The organism is Frankia canadensis (assembly GCF_900197875.1).
In the GTDB taxonomy this organism is placed as follows: domain Bacteria; phylum Actinomycetota; class Actinomycetes; order Frankiales; family Frankiaceae; genus Frankia; species Frankia canadensis.
The window spans coordinates 1-17,143 of the sequence record NZ_FZMO01000179.1 but is presented as its reverse complement, the minus strand read 5'-3'; the positions used below and the strand labels follow the sequence as shown (position 1 = coordinate 17,143).

The following is a 17,143-nucleotide window of genomic DNA, read 5'->3' as shown; positions in this document are numbered from 1 at the left end:
ATCCCTTCTCGGCCTGGTCAGCGGGCCGGCCGGCGGCGAGCGAGCGAATAGGCGCAGACCGCGATGATGGTCACGAGGGCGACGAGGATCTGCTGCCAGCCCGGACTCAGCCCCAGATAGGGGGTGGCTGTCTGGACCTGGACGAGCAGGACGGCGGCGCACAGCACGCCGACGAAGCTTCCCCGCCCGCCGGTGAGCGCGATGCCCCCGACCACGGCGGCGGCGATGCTGGTGAGCACATAGCTCTCGCCCGCCGTCGGGTCGCCGGTGCCGATCTGGCCGATCAGCATCACCCCGGCGAGCCCGGCGAGCAGCGCGGAGCCGATGTAGGCGATCAGCGATGCCCGGCGCGCGCTGATGCCGAGGGTGTGGGCGGCCGCGCGGTCGCTGCCGACGGCCTGGAGTGCCTTGCCGCGGAGCGTGCGGGTTCGCCACAGTTCCAGGCCCGCGGCCACCACGGCGGCGGCGATGAGGGTGGCGGGGATCGGTCCGACGGACCAGGAGATCTTGTCGATGACCGAGTTCGAGATCAGCCCTCCGGCCTGTGGCCGAAGGATCAGTGCGATCGCGTCGAGCAGGGTCCACGTCCCGAAACTGGCCAGCATCGGGTTGAGCCTGAGCACCGCGCCCAGCAGCCAGTTGCCCAGTCCCACGACCAGGGTGGCGAGGACGATGAACGCCCAGCCCGCGAGGTCGTAGCCGTAGCCTGCCCCGATCAGGTAGAAGGAGGCGATCACCGGAGCCAGCGACATGAGCGGGCCGATACTCAGATCGAATCCGCCCTGCATCAGCACCAGGCCCTGACCGGTCGCGGCCACCGCGAGGATGGCCCCGAGGCCCAGCACGAGGCTGATGTTGCGGGTGTGCAGATAGGTGTGGTCGCACAGCTGTGCGACCACTGCCAAGATGATGATCAGGGCGAGCAGGACCGGCACCGACGCGCCGTCATGGTCAAGGATCCTTCTGAATCGCCGCGCCGTGGCCGCGCCGTGGTCACGCGTCGAGGATGCGCGTAGCACGGCGTTGGTGATGGTCTCCTCGGAGAGCTCCTCGCCGGCGATCTCGGCGACGATCTGGCCACGGGACATCACCGCCACCCGGTCGCAGACGCCGGCGAGCTCGCCGTTGTCCGACGAGAGCATGAGCACGCCGGCCCCGGCCGCCGCGACGGTGCGCAGCTGCCGGTAGATCTCGGCCTTGGCGCCGACGTCGACACCCTGCGCCGGCTGATCGGCGATCAGCAGCCGGGGCGCGCCGGCCAGTGCGCCGCCCATCACGACCTTCTGCTGGTTGCCACCGGAAAGCGAGGTGATCGGGCTGTCGGGCGAGGCGGCCTTGACGGCATAGCGTCTGAGGATCTCGTTGCTCTTCTGCCTTTCCAGCCGCGGGGAGACGAAGCCGAGGCGGGCAGCGCCCCGGACACCGCGGATCATCACGTTCTCCCGGACCGACAGGTCGGGGAAGATGCCCTCGCGATGGCGGTCCGCGGGGACGTAGGCGATACCCGCCTTCACGGCGGCGACCGGGTTCGAGACCCGCGCGTCGTACCCGCCGAGCTTCACCTGGCCGGTGCATTTCTGCAGGCCGGCGAGGGCTCGAGCGAACTTCGCCTGCCCGTTGCCGTCGATACCGGCCAGGCCGACGACCTCGCCTGGCTCGACGATGAGCGAGGCACCCGAGAACCCCTCGCCGCTCAGGTCGTACGCCTCGAGCACCGCCGGACGGCCCACCAGGGCGCGGTCCCGTGGCTGCTTCGCCGGGTACTGGGCGTCCAGAGACCGTCCGATGATGAGCTCGATGATCTGGGCCTCGTCGAGGTCCGCTGTCTCGCGGGTGCCGCGGTTGACACCGTTGCGCAGGACCGTGACCCGGTCGGAGATCTGCCGGACCTCCCTGACCCGGTGGGAGATGTAGACGACCGCGGTGCCGCGCGCGGCCAGTTCACGGACGACCCGGAACAGCCGGTCGACGTCCTCGGCCCTCAGGTGCTCCGAGGGCTCGTCGAGGAGCAGCACCGCCGGAGCCTGGCAGAGAGCGCGCGCCAGCTCGACGATGAACTGCTGCTCGGCGTTGAGCGCGTCAGCACGCATCCGCGGGTCGATGTCGGGCCGGTCGTCCCACGCGCCGAGGCATGTGCGCGCCCAGGCGGCAGAATCCCTGACTCGCGGCCTCATGCTGGCCGGCACGCCGAGCAGCAGGTTGTCGGCGACCGTCAGATCGGGCAGAAGGGCCGGATGCTGGCGCACGATGGCCAGGCCGGCTGCCCGAGCGGCCACCGCGTCGCCTCGTATCTCATGGCCGTCCACGACGGCCTGGCCCGCGTCGGGCACCAAGGCGCCCGACGCGACGGCCATCAGGGTGGACTTGCCCGCCCCGTTCTCACCGACGAGGCCGTGGATCTGGCCGGCCGGCACTTCGAGCGTGACGTCCGAGAGTGCGTGCACCGCACCAAAGGACTTGCTGACACCGGTGAGCTGGAGGCGATAGCCCCTCGGAGGGGCCTGGGTGGACGAGTCCGAGGTGGCTGGCTCAGCCACGGCACCCTTCGCTGCTTCTAGCATGATCCACGACCTCCAGCGTCACTTCAGAGCAGCAGTGAGCTGGCTGGCGGTCAGTCCGCTGGTCAGGTCGGCGTCAGCCGGCAGACCGGGGTCACAGGTCAGCGCCGCCTTGCCCCCGGCCGTGTCGACGGCCTGCTGCGGCACGATCGCGGTCGGCTCGTCCCAGGCGATGCTGTTGTAGGAGGCCAGACCGTGGCGCAGCGCGGCCGCGATGACCTGGGTGGTGGACTCCCACGTCGCGAATGGGTACTTCGCGGTTCCGGACAGCTTGCTGTAGTCACAGTAAGTGATGTTCGCGCCTGCCGAGCAGCCGACAGCGGGCGGTCTGACCCCGGCGGCGGTGAACGGCGCGACGTACATCGAGCCGCAGCCAGCCGTCGCGATGGCGGTGATGTTGCCGTACTTCTGGATCGCGCCGGTCGTGACCTTCTGAATCGTCTGCGGGTCGTAGTTTCCGACCAGGAACGAGTCGCCGACCAGTTTCAGGCTCGGATAGGCGGCCAGACCGGCCTTGACGCCGTCGTAGAGGTCCTTGGCGGACGTCGAGGTGGCGACGTCACCGATGACTGCGACATTGCCGCTGGGGACGTTCTTACCGAACCAACTCGCGATCCGCTGACCGATGCCGTAGGTGTCGAGGTGGACGCTGAGGGTGTAGTCGGTGCCTGCCTTGCCCCCGATCGAGCCGTAGTAGGGGACCACGGTGACGCCGGCCTTGGTGGCCGCCCGCAGGGCGGGCAGCTCGGAGTCACCGAAGTCCGGCAGGACGATCAGGAGGTTGACGCCCTTCGACACCATCGAGTTGATGTCGGTCGAGACCTGCTGCGGATTGCCGTTGGCCGACGCGTACTCGATGTGCGGGTCGATGTTGGGACACTTGGCGATCTGGACCCTGAGCACCTCCAGCGCGGTCTTGCGCCACGTGTTGTTGAGGCCGTCCTCGACACCGATTTTGATCCGCTTGGTACCGCACACCTTCGAGGTGTCCCAGTCGGCCGGATTCCAGGTCGGTCCACTCGTCGTGCCCGGGTGCGCCGACGCCGAGGCGGACGCCTGCGACGTGCTCGACGGCGGTGCCGACGGGGCACCGCAGGCGGCAACCATGCCGGCGGCCGCGGCCACCACCGCGACCTTGAGGAGAATACGCATCTGACGCTGTTCCTTTGAGGGGCGAAGAAATGATGTGATCACCCACGAACGACGCTGTGCGCAGGCACTTCAGGGAATGCTGTTCTCGGGTCTGCCTTCAGACCAGTGCCGGCGTCCGCCGGAACGACGCGGCGTGATGGTTCTCGGATATGCGCCTGTGTCCCTTCCCGAAGATGTTCTCGCGCAGCGTAGAACCGTCGTACTGTGTGCGGTAGATTCCGCGCCGCTGCAACTCCGGGACGATGTAGTCGCGGAAGTCACGGACGCTGTGGGGGTACATGAGGGACCGCAGCAGGAACCCGTCCAGGTCAAACCTCTGCATGTAGGCCTCGAGCTCGTCGGCGACCTTCGCGGGGCCACCGACGAAGGTGCCCGGGCCGTGCCGCAACACCTTGAACATGTCCATGTAGCCGCCGACGGTGATGTCCGGGTGCGGGATGTAGGCCGTGAAGTCGTCGCGCCGGAAGCCGTCCGACCTCAACGCGTCGAGCAGGTTCTCTCCGCGATCGTGAACCAGCGGGTTGAAGCCGTTGAGGGCATTGATGTGCGCGAGGTATCCCTCCGGCCGCGTCCACCGCTCGTAGACGGTCATCTTCGCCTCGGCCGCGGCATCATCCTCGCCGGTCACGATGGCCGCGATGCCGAGCAGCTTCATGTCCTCCCGGCCGCGGCCGAAAGCGGCCGCCTTCGCCCGCAGATCCGCGGTCAGGGTCCGGTAGATCTTCGGGTCGGCGCCGCTGGCCGCGAAGACGACCTCGGCATGCTTGGCGGCGAAGAGCCGGCCGCGCTCGGACATGCCGGCCTGGAAGATCAGTGGTGTGCGCTGCACGCTGGGGTGCCACAGCGCAGGTCCAGAGCACGCATAGTGCTCACCGATATGGTTGATCTTGTGGACCTTGGTGGGGTCGATGTAGACACCGGTCTCCCGGTCGCCGACCACCGCGTCGTCCTCCCACGAACCCTCCCAGAGCTTGTAGCAGACATCCATGAACTCCTCGGTGGTGTCGTAACGCTGCGCGCTCGAGGACGCCGCCGGGACCCCGTAGTTGTCCTCACCGTTCCTGATGAACCCGGTCACGACGTTCCAGCCGACGCGGCCCTTGGTGAGGTGGTCGAGGGTCGCCATCCGGCGTGCGTGGGAGAAGGGCGGGTCGAAGGTGCTCGCCGCGGTGATGGCCAGCCCCAGCCGGGTGGTGACGGTCGCGACCGAGGCCGCGACCAGGCCGGGGTCGATCACCGGAACGTGCATTCCCTCGCGTAGCGACACGTCGAAGGAGCCGCCGAAGGAGTCGGTGATGCCGAGGCCGTCCGCCATGAACAGCGCGTCCATCCTCGCCTCCTCACAGATTCTGGCGATCTCCGCCCAGAAGGAGGGGTCGTCGAACTGCGCCTTCTTGTTCTCCGGATGCCTCCAGATGCCGTAGTCGTTGTGTGCCAACGTTGGCATGGTCAGCAGAGAGAAATGCATCTGGCGCTTCTCGGAGTTCTCGGTCATTCGGCTTCTCTTTCGATTTCGGTTCGGGGTGGACGAGCTTCCGGACCTGTCCTGAGAGTCCTTCCGCTGCCCGGCCTGATGGGCTTTCCGGCGGCGCGATCCGCCTGACCGAGGCGCTCTTTGACCGTGAATCCGCTCGCGCCGGCGGCGACCAGGTCTGCCATCAGGGAGGTGATCCGCTCGACGGCGGCCCGCACGCTGACCCCGTGGGGCGAGATGTTGCACACCAGGTTGCGCTCGGCGTCGGTGTCTCCTGCCCTCGGACGGAAGGCCAGGTAGGCCGACAGGCTGCGACGGGTTCGCAGCCCTGGCCGCTCCCCGATCAGGAGGATCGCGACCCGGCAGGCGGTGTGGACGCCGATGTCGTTCAGGACGCCGACCCGCGCTCGGCGGACGAAGACAGGTGTGGCGAACGACCAGCCCATCCCGACGGCACCGGCTCGCAGGCCCGCCACCACCGCCGGCCCACTCACGGCCAGCGCTTCGGGCGACAGCCCATCTCCCAGCACCACCTGCAGGTCTGCTCCGCGCGTGGCCGTTCGCCGGATCCTGGTGACCCCGTCCGCGTCGAGTCGGCGGCCGAGGTCGGGTCGCAGCAGGTACTCGCGGTGCGATCGGGCCTGGGTGGCGACGTCGATCAGTCCCCAACGGCCGGCGACCTCGCGCAGCGCGGGGTGGTCGACGTCGACCACGGCGGCGAGGGCGTCCTTCGCCAGGGCGTGATCGACACGCAGGCGGAGGAGGTCCGCGGTCCGGTACGACGTGCCCGCACTGCCGAGGAAGAGCCGGGCGGGAGTGGCCAGCGCGGCGCTCACCCGCGGATCGGACAACGGGTCGCAGGCGTGCTCCGACCGGGAGATCGCGGCGTCGGTCATCGCCCGGCCACCAGATCACCGATGCGGCGGCCGATCGCGGCGGGGACCGCCGCCTCCTGGGCCGAACGCGTGCCGAACGTGCGCCGGTGCCATGCGTCGAACTCGGGGGCCGGCCTGCGGCCGAGGACCTCGCGCGTGGTCGCGACGTCGTGGTAGCTGGTCGACTGGTAGCCGAGCATGACGTCGTCGCCCGCCGGAACACCCATCACGAAGGTGCACCCGGCCAGAGCGAGCAGCAGGAGGGCGCTGTCGTTGCTGTTGTGGTCGGCCGCGACGTGGTTGGTGAAACAGACGTCGGCGCCCATCGGTAGTCCCATCACCTTGCCGACGAAATGGTCCTCCAGCCCCGCGCGAGTGATCTGCTCGGCGTCGGCGAGGTATTCCGGTCCGATGAAACCGACCACGGAGTTGATGAGAAACGGGTCGAAGAGCCGGGCGAACCCCTGGGCGCGGGCCTCGCAGGTGAGCTGGTCGATCCCGTGATGAGCGTCCGAGGACAGCGCCGAGCCCTGCCCGGTCTCGAAGTACATCGCGTGGCGGCCGGCGTACCGGCCCGGGTCGGCTTCATGCTGCGCCCGGACCGCGTCCGCCGCCTCCATCAGCAGCGCCAGGTCCACGCCGAAGGCTCGGTTCGCCGCCGCCGTGCCGGCCACTGACTGGAAGAGCAGGTCGGCCCGCGCACCTCGCTCGATAGCAGCCAACTGGGTCGTGACATGAGCAAGGACGCAGCCCTGGGTCGGTATCGCGAGTTCGTCGATGAAGGCGTCCAGCATCCGCAGGATCGCGACGACCGACTCGACCGACTCGACCGCGGGATTGACGCCGAGAAGGGCATCACCGCAGGCGTGGGAGAGGCCGTCGAAGATCGAGTAGGCGATGCCCGCGGGATCGTCGGTCGGATGGTTGGGCTGCAGCCGCGCGGCCAGCACGCCCGGCTGACCGACGGTGGTGCGGCACGTCGTCTCGACCTGCAGCGCAACCGTGGCGCGCACCAGGTCCAGGTTGCTCATCAGCTTCGCCGTCGCCGCGGCGATCTCCGGCGTGACCAGGCCGCGCAGGCCAGGCCACTCCGAGGCGAAGCCTGGTGACAGCACGCGTTCACGGAACTCGCCCACCGTCAGACCGCCCAGGGTGGTGTCGAACCGCTCGCGGTCCAGCCGGGAGAGGATCGCGGTCGTGACCTCGTCGTCGACCAGTGGCTCGTCGACGATCTCGGAGAGCCGGACGTCGGCGAGCACGAGCTTCGCGGCCATGCGCTCCGCCCCGCTCGCGGCGGCGATCCCGGCCAGCACGTCGCCCGACTTGGGCTCGTTCGCCTTGGCGAGGATCTCGGCCAGCGCGCCAAACGTGAAGTGCTCGCCGCCCACCCGGGCGGAACCCTTCATGGCCGTCCCCGGAAGGGCGCGGCCAGAGAGGTCTTCGGCATCGTGAGTCCTTCGTCGATCGGCTAAATTTTCCGTCAGTGACTGTCCCCTAGGCAGGTGATGTCTTTCTAGCGGTTACTGACTACTTGCCGCAAGCCGTCCCGGGTAAACTCTGGGTAACTGAAATGTCTCCCTCGCTACTCTGCGTGCAGTGCCCGAACATGCGTGAGGGGCGCCCCATCCGGGGCGCCCCTCACGGGTAGGAAGAAGTTCGGCGGTCAGGTCCCCGTCGGCGGCTTGAGCAGCTCGGCCAGCGCATCCCACGCCTCGGCCGGCGAGACCCCGAGGGAGCCGTCGATCGCCGCATGGCGTTCGGCATTCGCCATCCCGACAATGATCGCAACCGCGCCCCACACACGCGGCCGGGGATCCTGATCGATGTCGACGCCGAGCCGGCGCGCGACGATCCGGGCGATGTCGTCCTGCCAGGTCCTCGCGCGGGCGTCGATGCCTGCCCGAAGCCGGGTCGAACCCTGCGCGAGCTTCAGCACCTGGGCTGTCGAACGCCTGAGCTCCTCGCTTCGCTCACCCGCCATGGTGACCTCGACGTCGTAGGCACCTGTGTAGGTGTTGCGAAGCACGTCGAACCACGGGCGGTCCAGGGGCTGGCTCTCCAGCCGACTGATGATGTCGAGGCCATAGCCCTCCATGAGGGTCAGCACGACATCCTCCTTCGTCGGGAAGTGCCGGAAGAAGGTCCGCTCCGAGATACCCGCCTCGGCCGCGATCTCCGCCACCGAGACCTCGTCGAACCCCCGCTCACCGAAGAGCTTGAGCGCTGCCGCACGCAGCTCTGCCTCGATCGCCCGCCGCTGCCGCTCCCGCAAGCCGAACGGCTTCGGCGCCTCTGTCACCGTTGACCTCCCTGTCGCCACAGCCGCTCTGCCGATCACGGCGGAAATCGTCAGCCGGTGCCATGTTGGCAGTCGAGGTGCATGTCCGTCCAGGCGTGCGGCCGATCCGGGCAAGGGCGCCGGCCTCCACGTGTAACCTCCTCCCGCCACTTGTAACTCCGTCGTGGATACATTTGGGTGCGCCGCGTGATGTGAGCCAGCTGATCGCCTTCCTCCGCGCTGCCGGAGGCGACACCACCGAGGTGGAGGTCAAGTCTGCCGCCGGCGGGTTGCCTGCCTGGTTGACCTCGACGTTGAGCGCGCTGGCGAACCAGCCCGGAACACCTCCGGGTCGCCCAGCGGGGCGGCGGCGATGCCCAGCCGTTGTCCCATGCCGAGGGAGAAGGCGCCCACGCGGCGGTGCGCGGCCTCGGTCAGGCCGACGGCTCCGAGGACCTCGTCCACGCGGCGCCGCGGGATCGCGTTGGCGTCGGCGAGCCAGCACAGGCGGTTACAGCGACCCGACCACCGGGTCCTCGTCGGCCGAGCGGCTCGCGGGCAGCGACTCTCCGGTCAGGGCGGACAGGTCGAGCAGCACCGTCCCGTCGGTGATCCGCGTGTCTGCGCAGACCCGCTCTCCTTCGGCGACGATCAGGACGTCACCGGGCACTAGGTCGCGGGCGGCGATCTCGGCGGAGGCTCCGTCGCGGACCACCCGGGCGGTCGCGGGCAGGAAGCTGGCCAGTGCGTCGACCGCGCGTTCGGCCTGCATCTCCTGCACGAACGCGAAACCGGCGTTCAGCAGGATCACGGGACGGGGCCGCCGCCGCCCGGACCACTACGAACCGCGCCGCCCCTCGGCGAGGCAAGGAAGGCAGCGGATCAAGATCCCGAACATTGACTTCCGAATAAATACTGCCGCAGGATCCTGTCGGGTTTTCACGCCAGTCGACAGTCAGGTGCTCTCGGGGCTATGCTGAGCTGGCTAGGACAAAGCCGGCTCGGGATCGGAAACGCCGCGTAACTGCCGCGAGACCGCGAGTGTGTGACTCCCGCTCGAGCGCCGCCAGTGATCGTCCACAGGACGTCGCCTGTGACATCGTCCGAAACATCTTCCCGCCATTGCGCGGCTGATCCTGTTCAAACCTGGATCGACACGGCACGAGCCACCAAAGAATCGCAACCCGCCTGACACCCGCGGTCCACCCCGGCCACTCGCCGCAGACGCCTGATACCAGCACGTTCCGCCGCGCCGCTCCACACCCCTCCGGGGAGGACGCGACGAATGCCCGCCGGCGCGCTGGAAACAGCCGGCAATCCACGGACAGCAGGGAAAAGTATGAGCATCCTCGCCTGGATTCTGCTCGGCCTCATCGCTGGCCTGATCGGGGCCGTCGCCGTCATGCTGGCCGTGCGTCTGGTCACCGACGCGTCGGGCCGGCTGGTTCCGGGACGCCGGCACCTGACCTCGCGCCACTGACGTGACGAAAATCCGCTCCCCCAGGTCCGAGGTGTCGGGACAACGGTCGGTCAGGTTCGCCTCCCGTTTTCATGCCGGACCCTGACACCCGCCCCGACCGACGCCCCCACCAGCGCACTCCCCAGCTGAGTCCCTGGACGGGAGTCGTCCTGACCAGAACCACGGGCGCTTCGCCGGACCACCGGCCGCCCGAACCAGACACCACCCGGCCCGCGTTTCACCGCGACCCACCGGCTGCCACCGGCTGCCACCGGCGCCGCCACGGGGGGTCGGCGCCGGCATCCGCATGGAGGCACCTCATGAGCCCCAACTTCCTCGTGGTCGCCCTGTTCGCCGCGTTCCTCGTCGGCGGCGTCCTCAACGCGATCGCACCGCTGTGGGCAGTCGTCCTCATCGGCGTGGCCCTCGCCGTCGCCGCGTTCGTCGTGATGGACCGCTACCCGGGCGTGCGCAGGAGCCGACGACGCCCAGCGACCGCGACCACACCGCCGGCCAGCGGCCAGCACGACTAACTGTGCCTCCCACGCCCTCGCAGACGGTGCGCGGGGCGGCTGGGTTCATCAACAAGGTATTTGCGACTGGAGCGGCATGAAGGCACTCGTCTTTCACGGACCGAACGCCATGGCATGGGAAGACATTGTCCGTCCCACGCTGGGCGCCGACACCGACGCCATCGTGCGGGTCGATGCGACCACGATCTGCGGCACGGACCTGCACATCCTGCGCGGCGACCTGCCGGCCATGGTCGACGGTCGGATCCTCGGCCACGAAGCGGTCGGCACCGTCGTCGAGACCGGCGCCGCGGTCACGAACGTACGGCCAGGCGATCGGGTCCTGGTCTCGTGCGTCAGCGCCTGCGGCGCGTGCCGCTACTGCCGGGACGGCCGGTACGGGCAGTGCACCGGCGGCGGCGGGTGGATCCTCGGGAACACGATCGACGGCACGCAGGCCGAATACGTCCGGGTCCCGTTCGCCGACAACTCCACCTACCCGATACCAGGCGGCGTCAGCGACGAAGAGATGCTGATGCTCGCCGACATCCTTCCCACCGCCTACGAGGTTGGCGTCCTGAACGGACGGGTCCAGCCGGGCGAGGTCGTCGCGGTCGTCGGTGCCGGACCGATCGGCCTGTCAGCGATCAGCGGCGCGCGACTGTTCAGCCCAAGCCTCGTCATCGCCATCGACAGGACACCCGCCCGGCTCGACGCGGCCAAGCAGTTCGGCGCGGAAATCGTCATCAACAACGCCGAACAGGACCCGATCGCGGCCGTCCGGGAACTGACCGGAGGACTCGGCGCGGACCTCGCCATCGAGGCCGTCGGCGTGCCGGCGACATTCGAGCTCGCGGTCGACCTCGTTCGACCGGGCGGCCGGGTCGCGAACATCGGCGTCCACGGCAAGCCGGCCACGCTGCACCTGGAACGGGTCTGGGACCGGGACCTCACGATCACCACCGGGCTGGTCGACGCTTACTCGACGCCAACCCTGATCCGTCTGCTCGCGAGCCGCCACCTCGACGCCCACCGGTTCGTCACCCACCACTTCGGGTTCGACGAGTTCCTCACGGCCTACGACGTGTTCTCCCGCGCGGGCGAGACCGGCGCGCTCAAGGTCATCCTCACTCACGACGGCTAACGGCTCCTGGCCGCGGCCCGCTGTCCGCGCCGCAACCGTCTGCGGGCACTCGCCCCGCGGACCCGAACCATGAGAAACGAAGGAACGTGAGCGCGATGGTCGACATCGCCCACAACCGCAACGCCCCCGTCGAGACCACCCGTCAACCCGTCGACACCCTGACACGTCCGACCGTCAAGGACACCGACGTTCCCTCAGCCAGCGCGGTACCCCAGGTCCCCGCGAACCGGTCACCGGCACCCGAGCAGCCACCAATCTCCTCGGCCACCCGCGATCGACGCCCGGCCCCCGGCGTCCGCTACCTGCTGGCAGCCATCAGGCTCGCGTTGGGCTGGGTCTTCCTGTGGGCGTTCCTCGACAAGGCGTTCGGCCTCGGCCACGACACGACCTCAGCGAAGGCCTGGAGCCACGGCGGCAGCCCCACCAAGGGATTCCTCGGCTCCGCCACCAAAGGCCCCTTCACCGGCTTCTACCACTCACTGGCCGGCACCACCTTCGCCGACGTGGCGTTCATGATCGCCCTCGCCGCGATCGGCACAGCACTGATCCTCGGCATCGGCATGTGGCTCGCCGCGGCCAGCGGCGCAGTCCTGACCGTCATGATGTGGAGCGCCGTCCTCCCACCGGCCAGCAACCCCTTCCTCGACGAACACCTCATCTACGCCGCCGTCCTGGTCCTCCTCGCCTGCCTCGGCGCCGGCCGAACCCTCGGACTCGGACGCCTCTGGGCGACCACCCCCCTGGTCCGACGCCTGCCCTGGCTCGCATAGAACCCGTCAGCGACGGTCGGGTCCGCCGGCCTCAAGCCGCTCTGCTCGACGACAGCGCCGTCGTCGAGCAGAGCGTCGACGGGCGCTGGGCCGCGTTGCCGACGGACGATCCCGGGTGGCAGCCGGCATTCGCCGGCCGGGCGGGCTTGATCCCGGATGCGGTGGCGGTAGCCGCTGTGGCGGCACCTTTCGACAGCGCAGCGGACCGCAGAGCACATGAAGACCGCGATGTGCCATTGACATTGTGGTCAAGTCAAAAATGCACGGCGCTGGCCACTATTCCGGCGACTGGTTACTCCGTCCGTCGCCGGACAGTCGAACGGGGGCGGCGTACGATAGCGCCGCTGGGAAACAGCTAGCCCGGGTGGGGGCTGCCGCGCGTCAGCGTCGCGGTCTCACGAGCTTCATGCTCAGCGCCGGGCACACCGGTGATCTCTCCTCGAGAGGCACCACATGTCCGCTCATGACGATTCCGCCCCGGCGCCGTCCACGTCCATAGCTGTGCTTGGCAGCCAGTACGGCACGTGCGACGGCCATTCCGCGTTCGCCAGGGAGACCAGCCCTGGTAGCTGGCAGGTCAAGGTGCACCATCCCAGCAACCCGGCCGCGGGCCACGACGGCTGGGTGCTGCTCGGCTCCGGCTGGCCGACCCTGGCCGCCGCGACCGCCGCGACCGGCCTGATCTGAGCCCACGGCCCCGATGTCCCACCATCGCGACGACACGGCAATGACACGCAGGGCGGGCAACCGGGTCGGATCGCGCGCGGCACCGGGGAGTGGCGGCTCATGCGAGCGCGACCCCGCGTAGATGCCGACACCGACGAGCAGCTCGCACACCGGTTGCTGACCGTACCGACGCAACTGCCCGGGGAGCCGACAGCGGTTACCCCCGACGGGGATCGCCCGTTGGGCGGTCTACTGCCCGCGCGGATGTCCGACGTTCCGGGGATGCAGGTCGCCGCGCGCAGCCTCCCCGCGGCCGACGGTCGGGGGGCTCTCGGCGACTTCTACGACATGTTCCCGGTGCGGTTATCCGCCGACACGGACGCCAGACCGCACGCGGACCGAGTCCAGGCGCGGTGTGCACCCACGGGGGAAGGGGAACGCTGGGATGCCGTGATCGGGGACGTCAGCGGCCACGGCTCACAGGCCGCGATGGTCGCGGCACTGGCACGCCACACGATCCGCGCCGTCGCGACGGCCGAGAAGACCCCGTCGCAGATACTCGACCGGCTCAACACCGCGCTGCTGACCCAGGACCCTCGGAACGAGCGCTTCCTCACCGCCACCTATCTCATGCTGTTCCCCCGCCCGGGCGCAGTCCGCGTCCTCCTCACGTCGGCGGGACACATGCCCGCGCTGCTGCGCAGCCCTGCCAGCTCGGTACGTGCCGTCGGACACCACGGCCTGCCCCTGGGCCTGTTCGCCAACGCCGGTCTGAGGAACGTACGGGTGACCCTGCGGCCGGGAGACACGATGCTGCTTTACACCGACGGCGTCACCGAAGCCCGACAAGGCCGCGAACAGTACGGCGAACAACGCCTCCGCGCCCTCCTCACAGCGGCCGGGCAGCTCAGCGCGCCTGACCTCGTCGACGCCGTCGAAGAAGACGTACTCACCTTCACCGGCGGATCCCACACCGACGACATCGCCATCCTCGCCCTCCACGCCCTCCACGCCCTCCACGCCACCGGCCTAGCCGGTCAGATCCCATAGGAATGTCCCGCACCGCCGTCGACACGGGCCTCCGTCTCAGCGTGTCCGCGTCTCGCGGTCCGCCTTACGGAACACCCGATGATGACCCGTGGTTGCCGGCCCGGTGTGACCGTGGTCGTCCGGGCCGCCGCCCATCATGGCGAGCATCGCCCGCCCGCCGGTGCTCAGAAAACGGACGACGAGAGCCGCCGCGAGCAGCAGGAAGAGGATGTTGAGGACGGTCGTGTAGTTCCAGCGAATGCCGTCGGCGCCGACCTTGGCGTGCCGGGGCCGGTCGGGACCAGGCCGAGGGGGGTGAAGACCAGCTCGACGACGTAGCCGGCCGCGATCATGGTCAGGTAGAAGGTGACGGCGATGATCGAGCACCGCCGCCAGCGGCACGTTCCCGATCGAGCAGACGAACGTGATGACGGCGACCAGGGGACCGGTGATCAGCCCCCAGATCTTCGCGGCCAGCAGGCGACCGGTCAGGAACCGATGCTGCCAGAAGCGGTCGGGGATCCACGCCCCGGCACGGCGTCCCTCGGTGTCGCCCTACCAATGGGTCAGGTCCGAAACCTGGCTGGGAGCGGGGGTGTCCCCGTGCAGCACGAGCACGGGGCAGGTTGCGTGTTCGGTGCACGCGGCGCTGACCGAGCCGAGGAGCAGACCGGCGAAGCCTCCGTGCCCGCGTCGTCCAGTGGTGGTGGGCGCCAGGTTGATCACGAACCGGTGGTCGCGGCGCGCGGAGGTGGCCGGTCGGGGACGTCAGATCGAGGCCTTGCGCGGCGTGGCCGCGAGGAGTTCATGCGCGCGAGCGGCGTGTGCGTGCTCCACGAGGACTTCGTACTTGGTGGCCACGATCTGGTTGACCGAGGCGAAGTCGCGGCTGCCGTGCCGGGTCGCCGTGCTGTAGCCGATCTGACTCCAGGCCAGCCCGAACACGGCCCCGAGCAGCGGCGTGGTGAAGAGAAAGCCGAGTTGGTTCCGATCGCCGAACAGGCTGAACGCGATTCCGACGAACAGTCCGATCCAGAGCCCGGACAGCGCGCCGGCAGCCGCGATCTTTCCGCGGGTCAGGCGTCCGGTGACGCGTTCGATCGACCGCAGCTCGGTGCCGACGATCTCCACGTTCTGTACGGGGAAGTCCTGGTCAGCGAGGTAGTCGACCACTTCCTGGGCGCCGGCGTACTGGTCGTACACACCCAGGGACATGGGGTATTCCAAGTCCAGCCGGGCGGCGGTGAACATCTCGCTTCTCGTCATACAGGAGTCCTATTCGGTGGTGGCGCGCGGTGCGAAGGCGATCAGGAGGCGGGTGAGCTGACGGTCATCCACGCACTCCACGCTGGCTCGTCGGGGCCACGGACGACGTGGGCATGACGGGCTCGGTCGGCTCGAGGGGCTTGGCCACGTCGCCGCAGCCTTCCCGCCAGGCCTTGAGGTCGACGATCAGCAGCGAGGGTTGCCGGTCGAGGCCGGTCGTCAGCGCCGCACGGAACGCGGTCCGGGTGGCGCGGTCGATCTCACCGTGCGCACGCACGATTGTCCGGTCGGCCGGGGCGTAGATGTCGGTATGGAAGCGGGAAGCGAACCTGCGCGGGCGCCGCGCCTTCGGTGTGTAGGCCGGGAGGAGAGTCTTCGTCATGGTCACTGGCGCGACGTGGTGCGTCGACGTCCCCGTGGCGCATGTCCGGTCGTCCCGGTGATACCCGCGACGACCCAGCCGGTCCGTTCCCGGTCAGCTTTTCGGCGATCAGGCCAGCGACGAGTCCCAGCACGATCCAGGCGATGATGCTCATGGTGTTCCCTGCTGTCTGATACTCGCCGGCTTGTGGTATACGGGGTGGACGTCGAGGGTTACGACCAGGCCGGCGTCGAGGAACTCGGTGAAGACCGCCGGCTGGGCGCCACGGACAGTGATCCGGCGTCCGTGCCGAGCCGCCCGGGAAGCGGCATCCACCAGCACTGCGAGCGCCGCCGCGCCGAGGGAGGACACGTCGCCGAGCTCGACGACCAGCAGCGGTTGCCCCGCGTGCATCCCGTGGTCGAGAGCGGCCTGGAACGTCGCGGCGACCACGCCGGCCGCGGACAGGAGGTGGACGGTCGTGACCCGGTCACGATGCGAGGTGAAGATCCCCACCGCGGCCCCGGACGGACCGGACCCCCGGCGCTGGACCGTGAGGCCTTGGCTGGCGTTTTCGGCGCCGAGCTGGGCCAGCACGCGAGGCCGTTCGGTGCTGTCCAGGGGTCCCAGGAGAACGTCGAGAAAATCGCGCCGGTATTCCATTAGGTTCGCCCGGTCCCAGCCGGCGACCGATGATCAAGGCGTACCTGGCCGCGCGGCGGCGACCCACCCAAAGGCTCCGTTGGGGGTGACGAGGAAACGCAGGCGGAAACAGCAGTGCAAAGGTGACCGGAGGACTTGGACACTGTCACAGACGACGCCCTGAGGACGATCACTGGCGGTGCTCGAGCGTGAGTCACACACTCGCGGTCCCGCGGCAGCTACGCGGCGTTCCCGATCCCGAGCCGGCTATGTCCTAGCACGCCGAAGCATAGCCCGACGAACACCCGAATGTCGACAAGGCGACAACAGGCGACCATGTCGCCGCGCGCAGGAGCGCATCGCGGTGTCCGCGCGGGCGCGTGCGATGCGCTTCGTGTCCGAACATTCCCATGCTCGGCCCCACCACGGACGGGCCTTCACGATCGAACGCGTGTAAGGGCGCTGTGGTAGCTTGGGAATCGGCCGGATCTCTACGAATATCGACGTCGTGTCGGTGTCGCCTCCCGGCTGCGGCCATCTGGCGGCTCTTATCGCCGGGGTTAGGCGGCCGTCATGATGACGGGCCGAACGTTCACACTTCGCGACCAAGTCGACGCCGCCCACGTCAGCGACGCGATCGCGCACCCACCCATCACCCAACCTGCGGGCTATCGTCCCGATCCGGCCGCTGGCACGGGCGTGGGAGCAGGCATGCGGGTGACGCGGGCATGACGGAGTTCGACGATGAGATCACCGTTCTGGCGCCGGCACTGAGTTTCGAGCAGGCACGGGCCGATGACCTCGACCTGCGGGCGGGCCTGGCCGGTCTCGCTGGTCTTGTCTCCGGTTCCCTCGACCTTCAGGAACTGCTGACTCGGGTGGCGAGCTTCGCCACCCGCGCCATCCCCGGCGCCGACGGCGCCGGGGTGACGTTGCTGCGCGCCGACCGGGATGGCA

17 protein-coding genes and 2 pseudogenes are annotated in these 17,143 nt (G+C 69.1%); 7 read left to right on the top strand and 12 right to left on the bottom strand.

Annotated elements, in window-relative coordinates:
• Positions 1-17 precede the first annotated feature (17 nt).
• The 7 genes from C1A33_RS15600 to C1A33_RS15565 all read right to left on the bottom strand — a co-directional run bounded on the left by C1A33_RS15600 (position 18) and on the right by C1A33_RS15565 (position 9,148).
• Positions 18-2,537 (bottom strand): ATP-binding cassette domain-containing protein, encoded by a 2,520-nt coding sequence (locus C1A33_RS15600; protein ID WP_165818412.1) that lies wholly within the window; start codon positions 2,535-2,537, stop codon positions 18-20.
• A gap of 42 nt (positions 2,538-2,579) precedes the next feature.
• A complete protein-coding gene (locus tag C1A33_RS15595; protein WP_101832222.1) occupies positions 2,580-3,710 on the bottom strand; it encodes a substrate-binding domain-containing protein in 1,131 nt (376 codons plus the stop codon).
• A 97-nt stretch (positions 3,711-3,807) separates the two neighbouring features.
• Positions 3,808-5,205 (bottom strand): NtaA/DmoA family FMN-dependent monooxygenase, encoded by a 1,398-nt coding sequence (locus C1A33_RS15590; RefSeq protein ID WP_101832221.1) that lies wholly within the window; start codon positions 5,203-5,205, stop codon positions 3,808-3,810.
• Entirely contained in the window at positions 5,202-6,080 is an 879-nt protein-coding gene (locus tag C1A33_RS15585) for an ethanolamine ammonia-lyase subunit EutC (protein WP_101832220.1), read from the bottom strand. The genes C1A33_RS15590 and C1A33_RS15585 overlap by 4 nt, the downstream gene beginning before the upstream one ends.
• Positions 6,077-7,465 carry an ethanolamine ammonia-lyase subunit EutB gene (gene eutB, locus C1A33_RS15580; RefSeq protein WP_101832219.1) on the bottom strand — a complete coding sequence of 463 codons (1,389 nt, stop codon included), beginning with the start codon at positions 7,463-7,465 and terminating at the stop codon, positions 6,077-6,079. Before eutB ends, C1A33_RS15585 begins: the two co-directional genes overlap by 4 nt.
• A gap of 257 nt (positions 7,466-7,722) precedes the next feature.
• On the bottom strand, positions 7,723-8,358 hold the full coding sequence (locus C1A33_RS15575; protein WP_165818411.1) for a TetR family transcriptional regulator: 636 nt from the start codon (positions 8,356-8,358) through the stop codon (positions 7,723-7,725).
• A 490-nt stretch (positions 8,359-8,848) separates the two neighbouring features.
• Positions 8,849-9,148, bottom strand: coding sequence for a P-type ATPase actuator domain-containing protein (locus C1A33_RS15565; RefSeq protein ID WP_207770326.1), 300 nt, complete (start codon positions 9,146-9,148; stop codon positions 8,849-8,851).
• Positions 9,149-9,622: 474 nt separating this feature from the next.
• Between C1A33_RS15565 and C1A33_RS34200 the strand changes: the two genes are divergently transcribed.
• The 6 genes from C1A33_RS34200 (at position 9,623) to C1A33_RS15540 (ending at position 13,938) form a co-directional block, all read left to right on the top strand.
• Entirely contained in the window at positions 9,623-9,817 is a 195-nt protein-coding gene (locus C1A33_RS34200) for a hypothetical protein (protein WP_133150686.1), read from the top strand.
• A gap of 299 nt (positions 9,818-10,116) precedes the next feature.
• Positions 10,117-10,329, top strand: a complete 213-nt coding sequence (locus C1A33_RS15560) for a hypothetical protein (protein WP_101832217.1) — start codon at positions 10,117-10,119, stop codon at positions 10,327-10,329.
• Positions 10,330-10,438: 109 nt separating this feature from the next.
• Positions 10,439-11,452: a zinc-binding dehydrogenase gene (locus tag C1A33_RS15555; RefSeq protein ID WP_243407589.1), complete on the top strand. Its 1,014-nt coding sequence runs from the start codon at positions 10,439-10,441 to the stop codon at positions 11,450-11,452.
• A gap of 95 nt (positions 11,453-11,547) precedes the next feature.
• On the top strand, positions 11,548-12,222 hold the full coding sequence (locus C1A33_RS15550) for a DoxX family protein (protein WP_207770328.1): 675 nt from the start codon (positions 11,548-11,550) through the stop codon (positions 12,220-12,222).
• A gap of 453 nt (positions 12,223-12,675) precedes the next feature.
• Entirely contained in the window at positions 12,676-12,909 is a 234-nt protein-coding gene (locus C1A33_RS15545) for a hypothetical protein (protein ID WP_101832215.1), read from the top strand.
• 219 nt (positions 12,910-13,128) lie between these two features.
• Complete coding sequence (locus C1A33_RS15540; protein WP_165818410.1) at positions 13,129-13,938, top strand: PP2C family protein-serine/threonine phosphatase; 810 nt, start codon at positions 13,129-13,131, stop codon at positions 13,936-13,938.
• A gap of 36 nt (positions 13,939-13,974) precedes the next feature.
• On the opposite strand, the gene C1A33_RS15535 is transcribed toward C1A33_RS15540, so the two are convergent.
• From C1A33_RS15535 to C1A33_RS15515, 5 genes and pseudogenes are all read right to left on the bottom strand, one after another.
• A complete protein-coding gene (locus C1A33_RS15535; protein WP_101832213.1) occupies positions 13,975-14,319 on the bottom strand; it encodes a hypothetical protein in 345 nt (114 codons plus the stop codon).
• A 153-nt stretch (positions 14,320-14,472) separates the two neighbouring features.
• Positions 14,473-14,616: pseudogene (locus C1A33_RS15530) on the bottom strand (universal stress protein); the annotation flags it as partial.
• 69 nt (positions 14,617-14,685) lie between these two features.
• The gene (locus C1A33_RS15525; protein WP_243407588.1) at positions 14,686-15,168 is read right to left on the bottom strand and encodes a YflT domain-containing protein; all 483 of its coding nucleotides are present in this window, start codon (positions 15,166-15,168) and stop codon (positions 14,686-14,688) included.
• Positions 15,169-15,247: 79 nt separating this feature from the next.
• Positions 15,248-15,565 (bottom strand): STAS domain-containing protein, encoded by a 318-nt coding sequence (locus tag C1A33_RS15520; protein ID WP_133150685.1) that lies wholly within the window; start codon positions 15,563-15,565, stop codon positions 15,248-15,250.
• A 150-nt stretch (positions 15,566-15,715) separates the two neighbouring features.
• On the bottom strand, positions 15,716-16,141 hold the full coding sequence (locus C1A33_RS15515) for an STAS domain-containing protein (RefSeq protein WP_207770325.1): 426 nt from the start codon (positions 16,139-16,141) through the stop codon (positions 15,716-15,718).
• Positions 16,142-16,914: 773 nt separating this feature from the next.
• On the opposite strand from C1A33_RS15515, the pseudogene C1A33_RS15510 reads away from it, so the two are divergent.
• Positions 16,915-17,143 (top strand): annotated as a pseudogene (locus tag C1A33_RS15510) (hypothetical protein); the annotation flags it as partial.

Excerpts from the sequence above, each read along its gene's own strand:
- C1A33_RS15595 (WP_101832222.1), bottom strand. The coding sequence starts at position 3,710 with ATGCGTATTCTCCTCAAGGTCGCGGTGGTGGCCGCGGCCGCCGGCATG.
- C1A33_RS15590 (WP_101832221.1), bottom strand. The coding sequence starts at position 5,205 with ATGACCGAGAACTCCGAGAAGCGCCAGATGCATTTCTCTCTGCTGACC.
- C1A33_RS15585 (WP_101832220.1), bottom strand. The coding sequence starts at position 6,080 with ATGACCGACGCCGCGATCTCCCGGTCGGAGCACGCCTGCGACCCGTTG.
- eutB (WP_101832219.1), bottom strand. The coding sequence starts at position 7,465 with ATGAAGGGTTCCGCCCGGGTGGGCGGCGAGCACTTCACGTTTGGCGCG.
- C1A33_RS34200 (WP_133150686.1), top strand. The coding sequence starts at position 9,623 with ATGCCCGCCGGCGCGCTGGAAACAGCCGGCAATCCACGGACAGCAGGG.
- C1A33_RS15560 (WP_101832217.1), top strand. The coding sequence starts at position 10,117 with ATGAGCCCCAACTTCCTCGTGGTCGCCCTGTTCGCCGCGTTCCTCGTC.
- C1A33_RS15555 (WP_243407589.1), top strand. The coding sequence starts at position 10,439 with ATGGCATGGGAAGACATTGTCCGTCCCACGCTGGGCGCCGACACCGAC.
- C1A33_RS15550 (WP_207770328.1), top strand. The coding sequence starts at position 11,548 with ATGGTCGACATCGCCCACAACCGCAACGCCCCCGTCGAGACCACCCGT.
- C1A33_RS15545 (WP_101832215.1), top strand. The coding sequence starts at position 12,676 with ATGTCCGCTCATGACGATTCCGCCCCGGCGCCGTCCACGTCCATAGCT.
- C1A33_RS15525 (WP_243407588.1), bottom strand. The coding sequence starts at position 15,168 with ATGTTCACCGCCGCCCGGCTGGACTTGGAATACCCCATGTCCCTGGGT.
- C1A33_RS15520 (WP_133150685.1), bottom strand. The coding sequence starts at position 15,565 with ATGACGAAGACTCTCCTCCCGGCCTACACACCGAAGGCGCGGCGCCCG.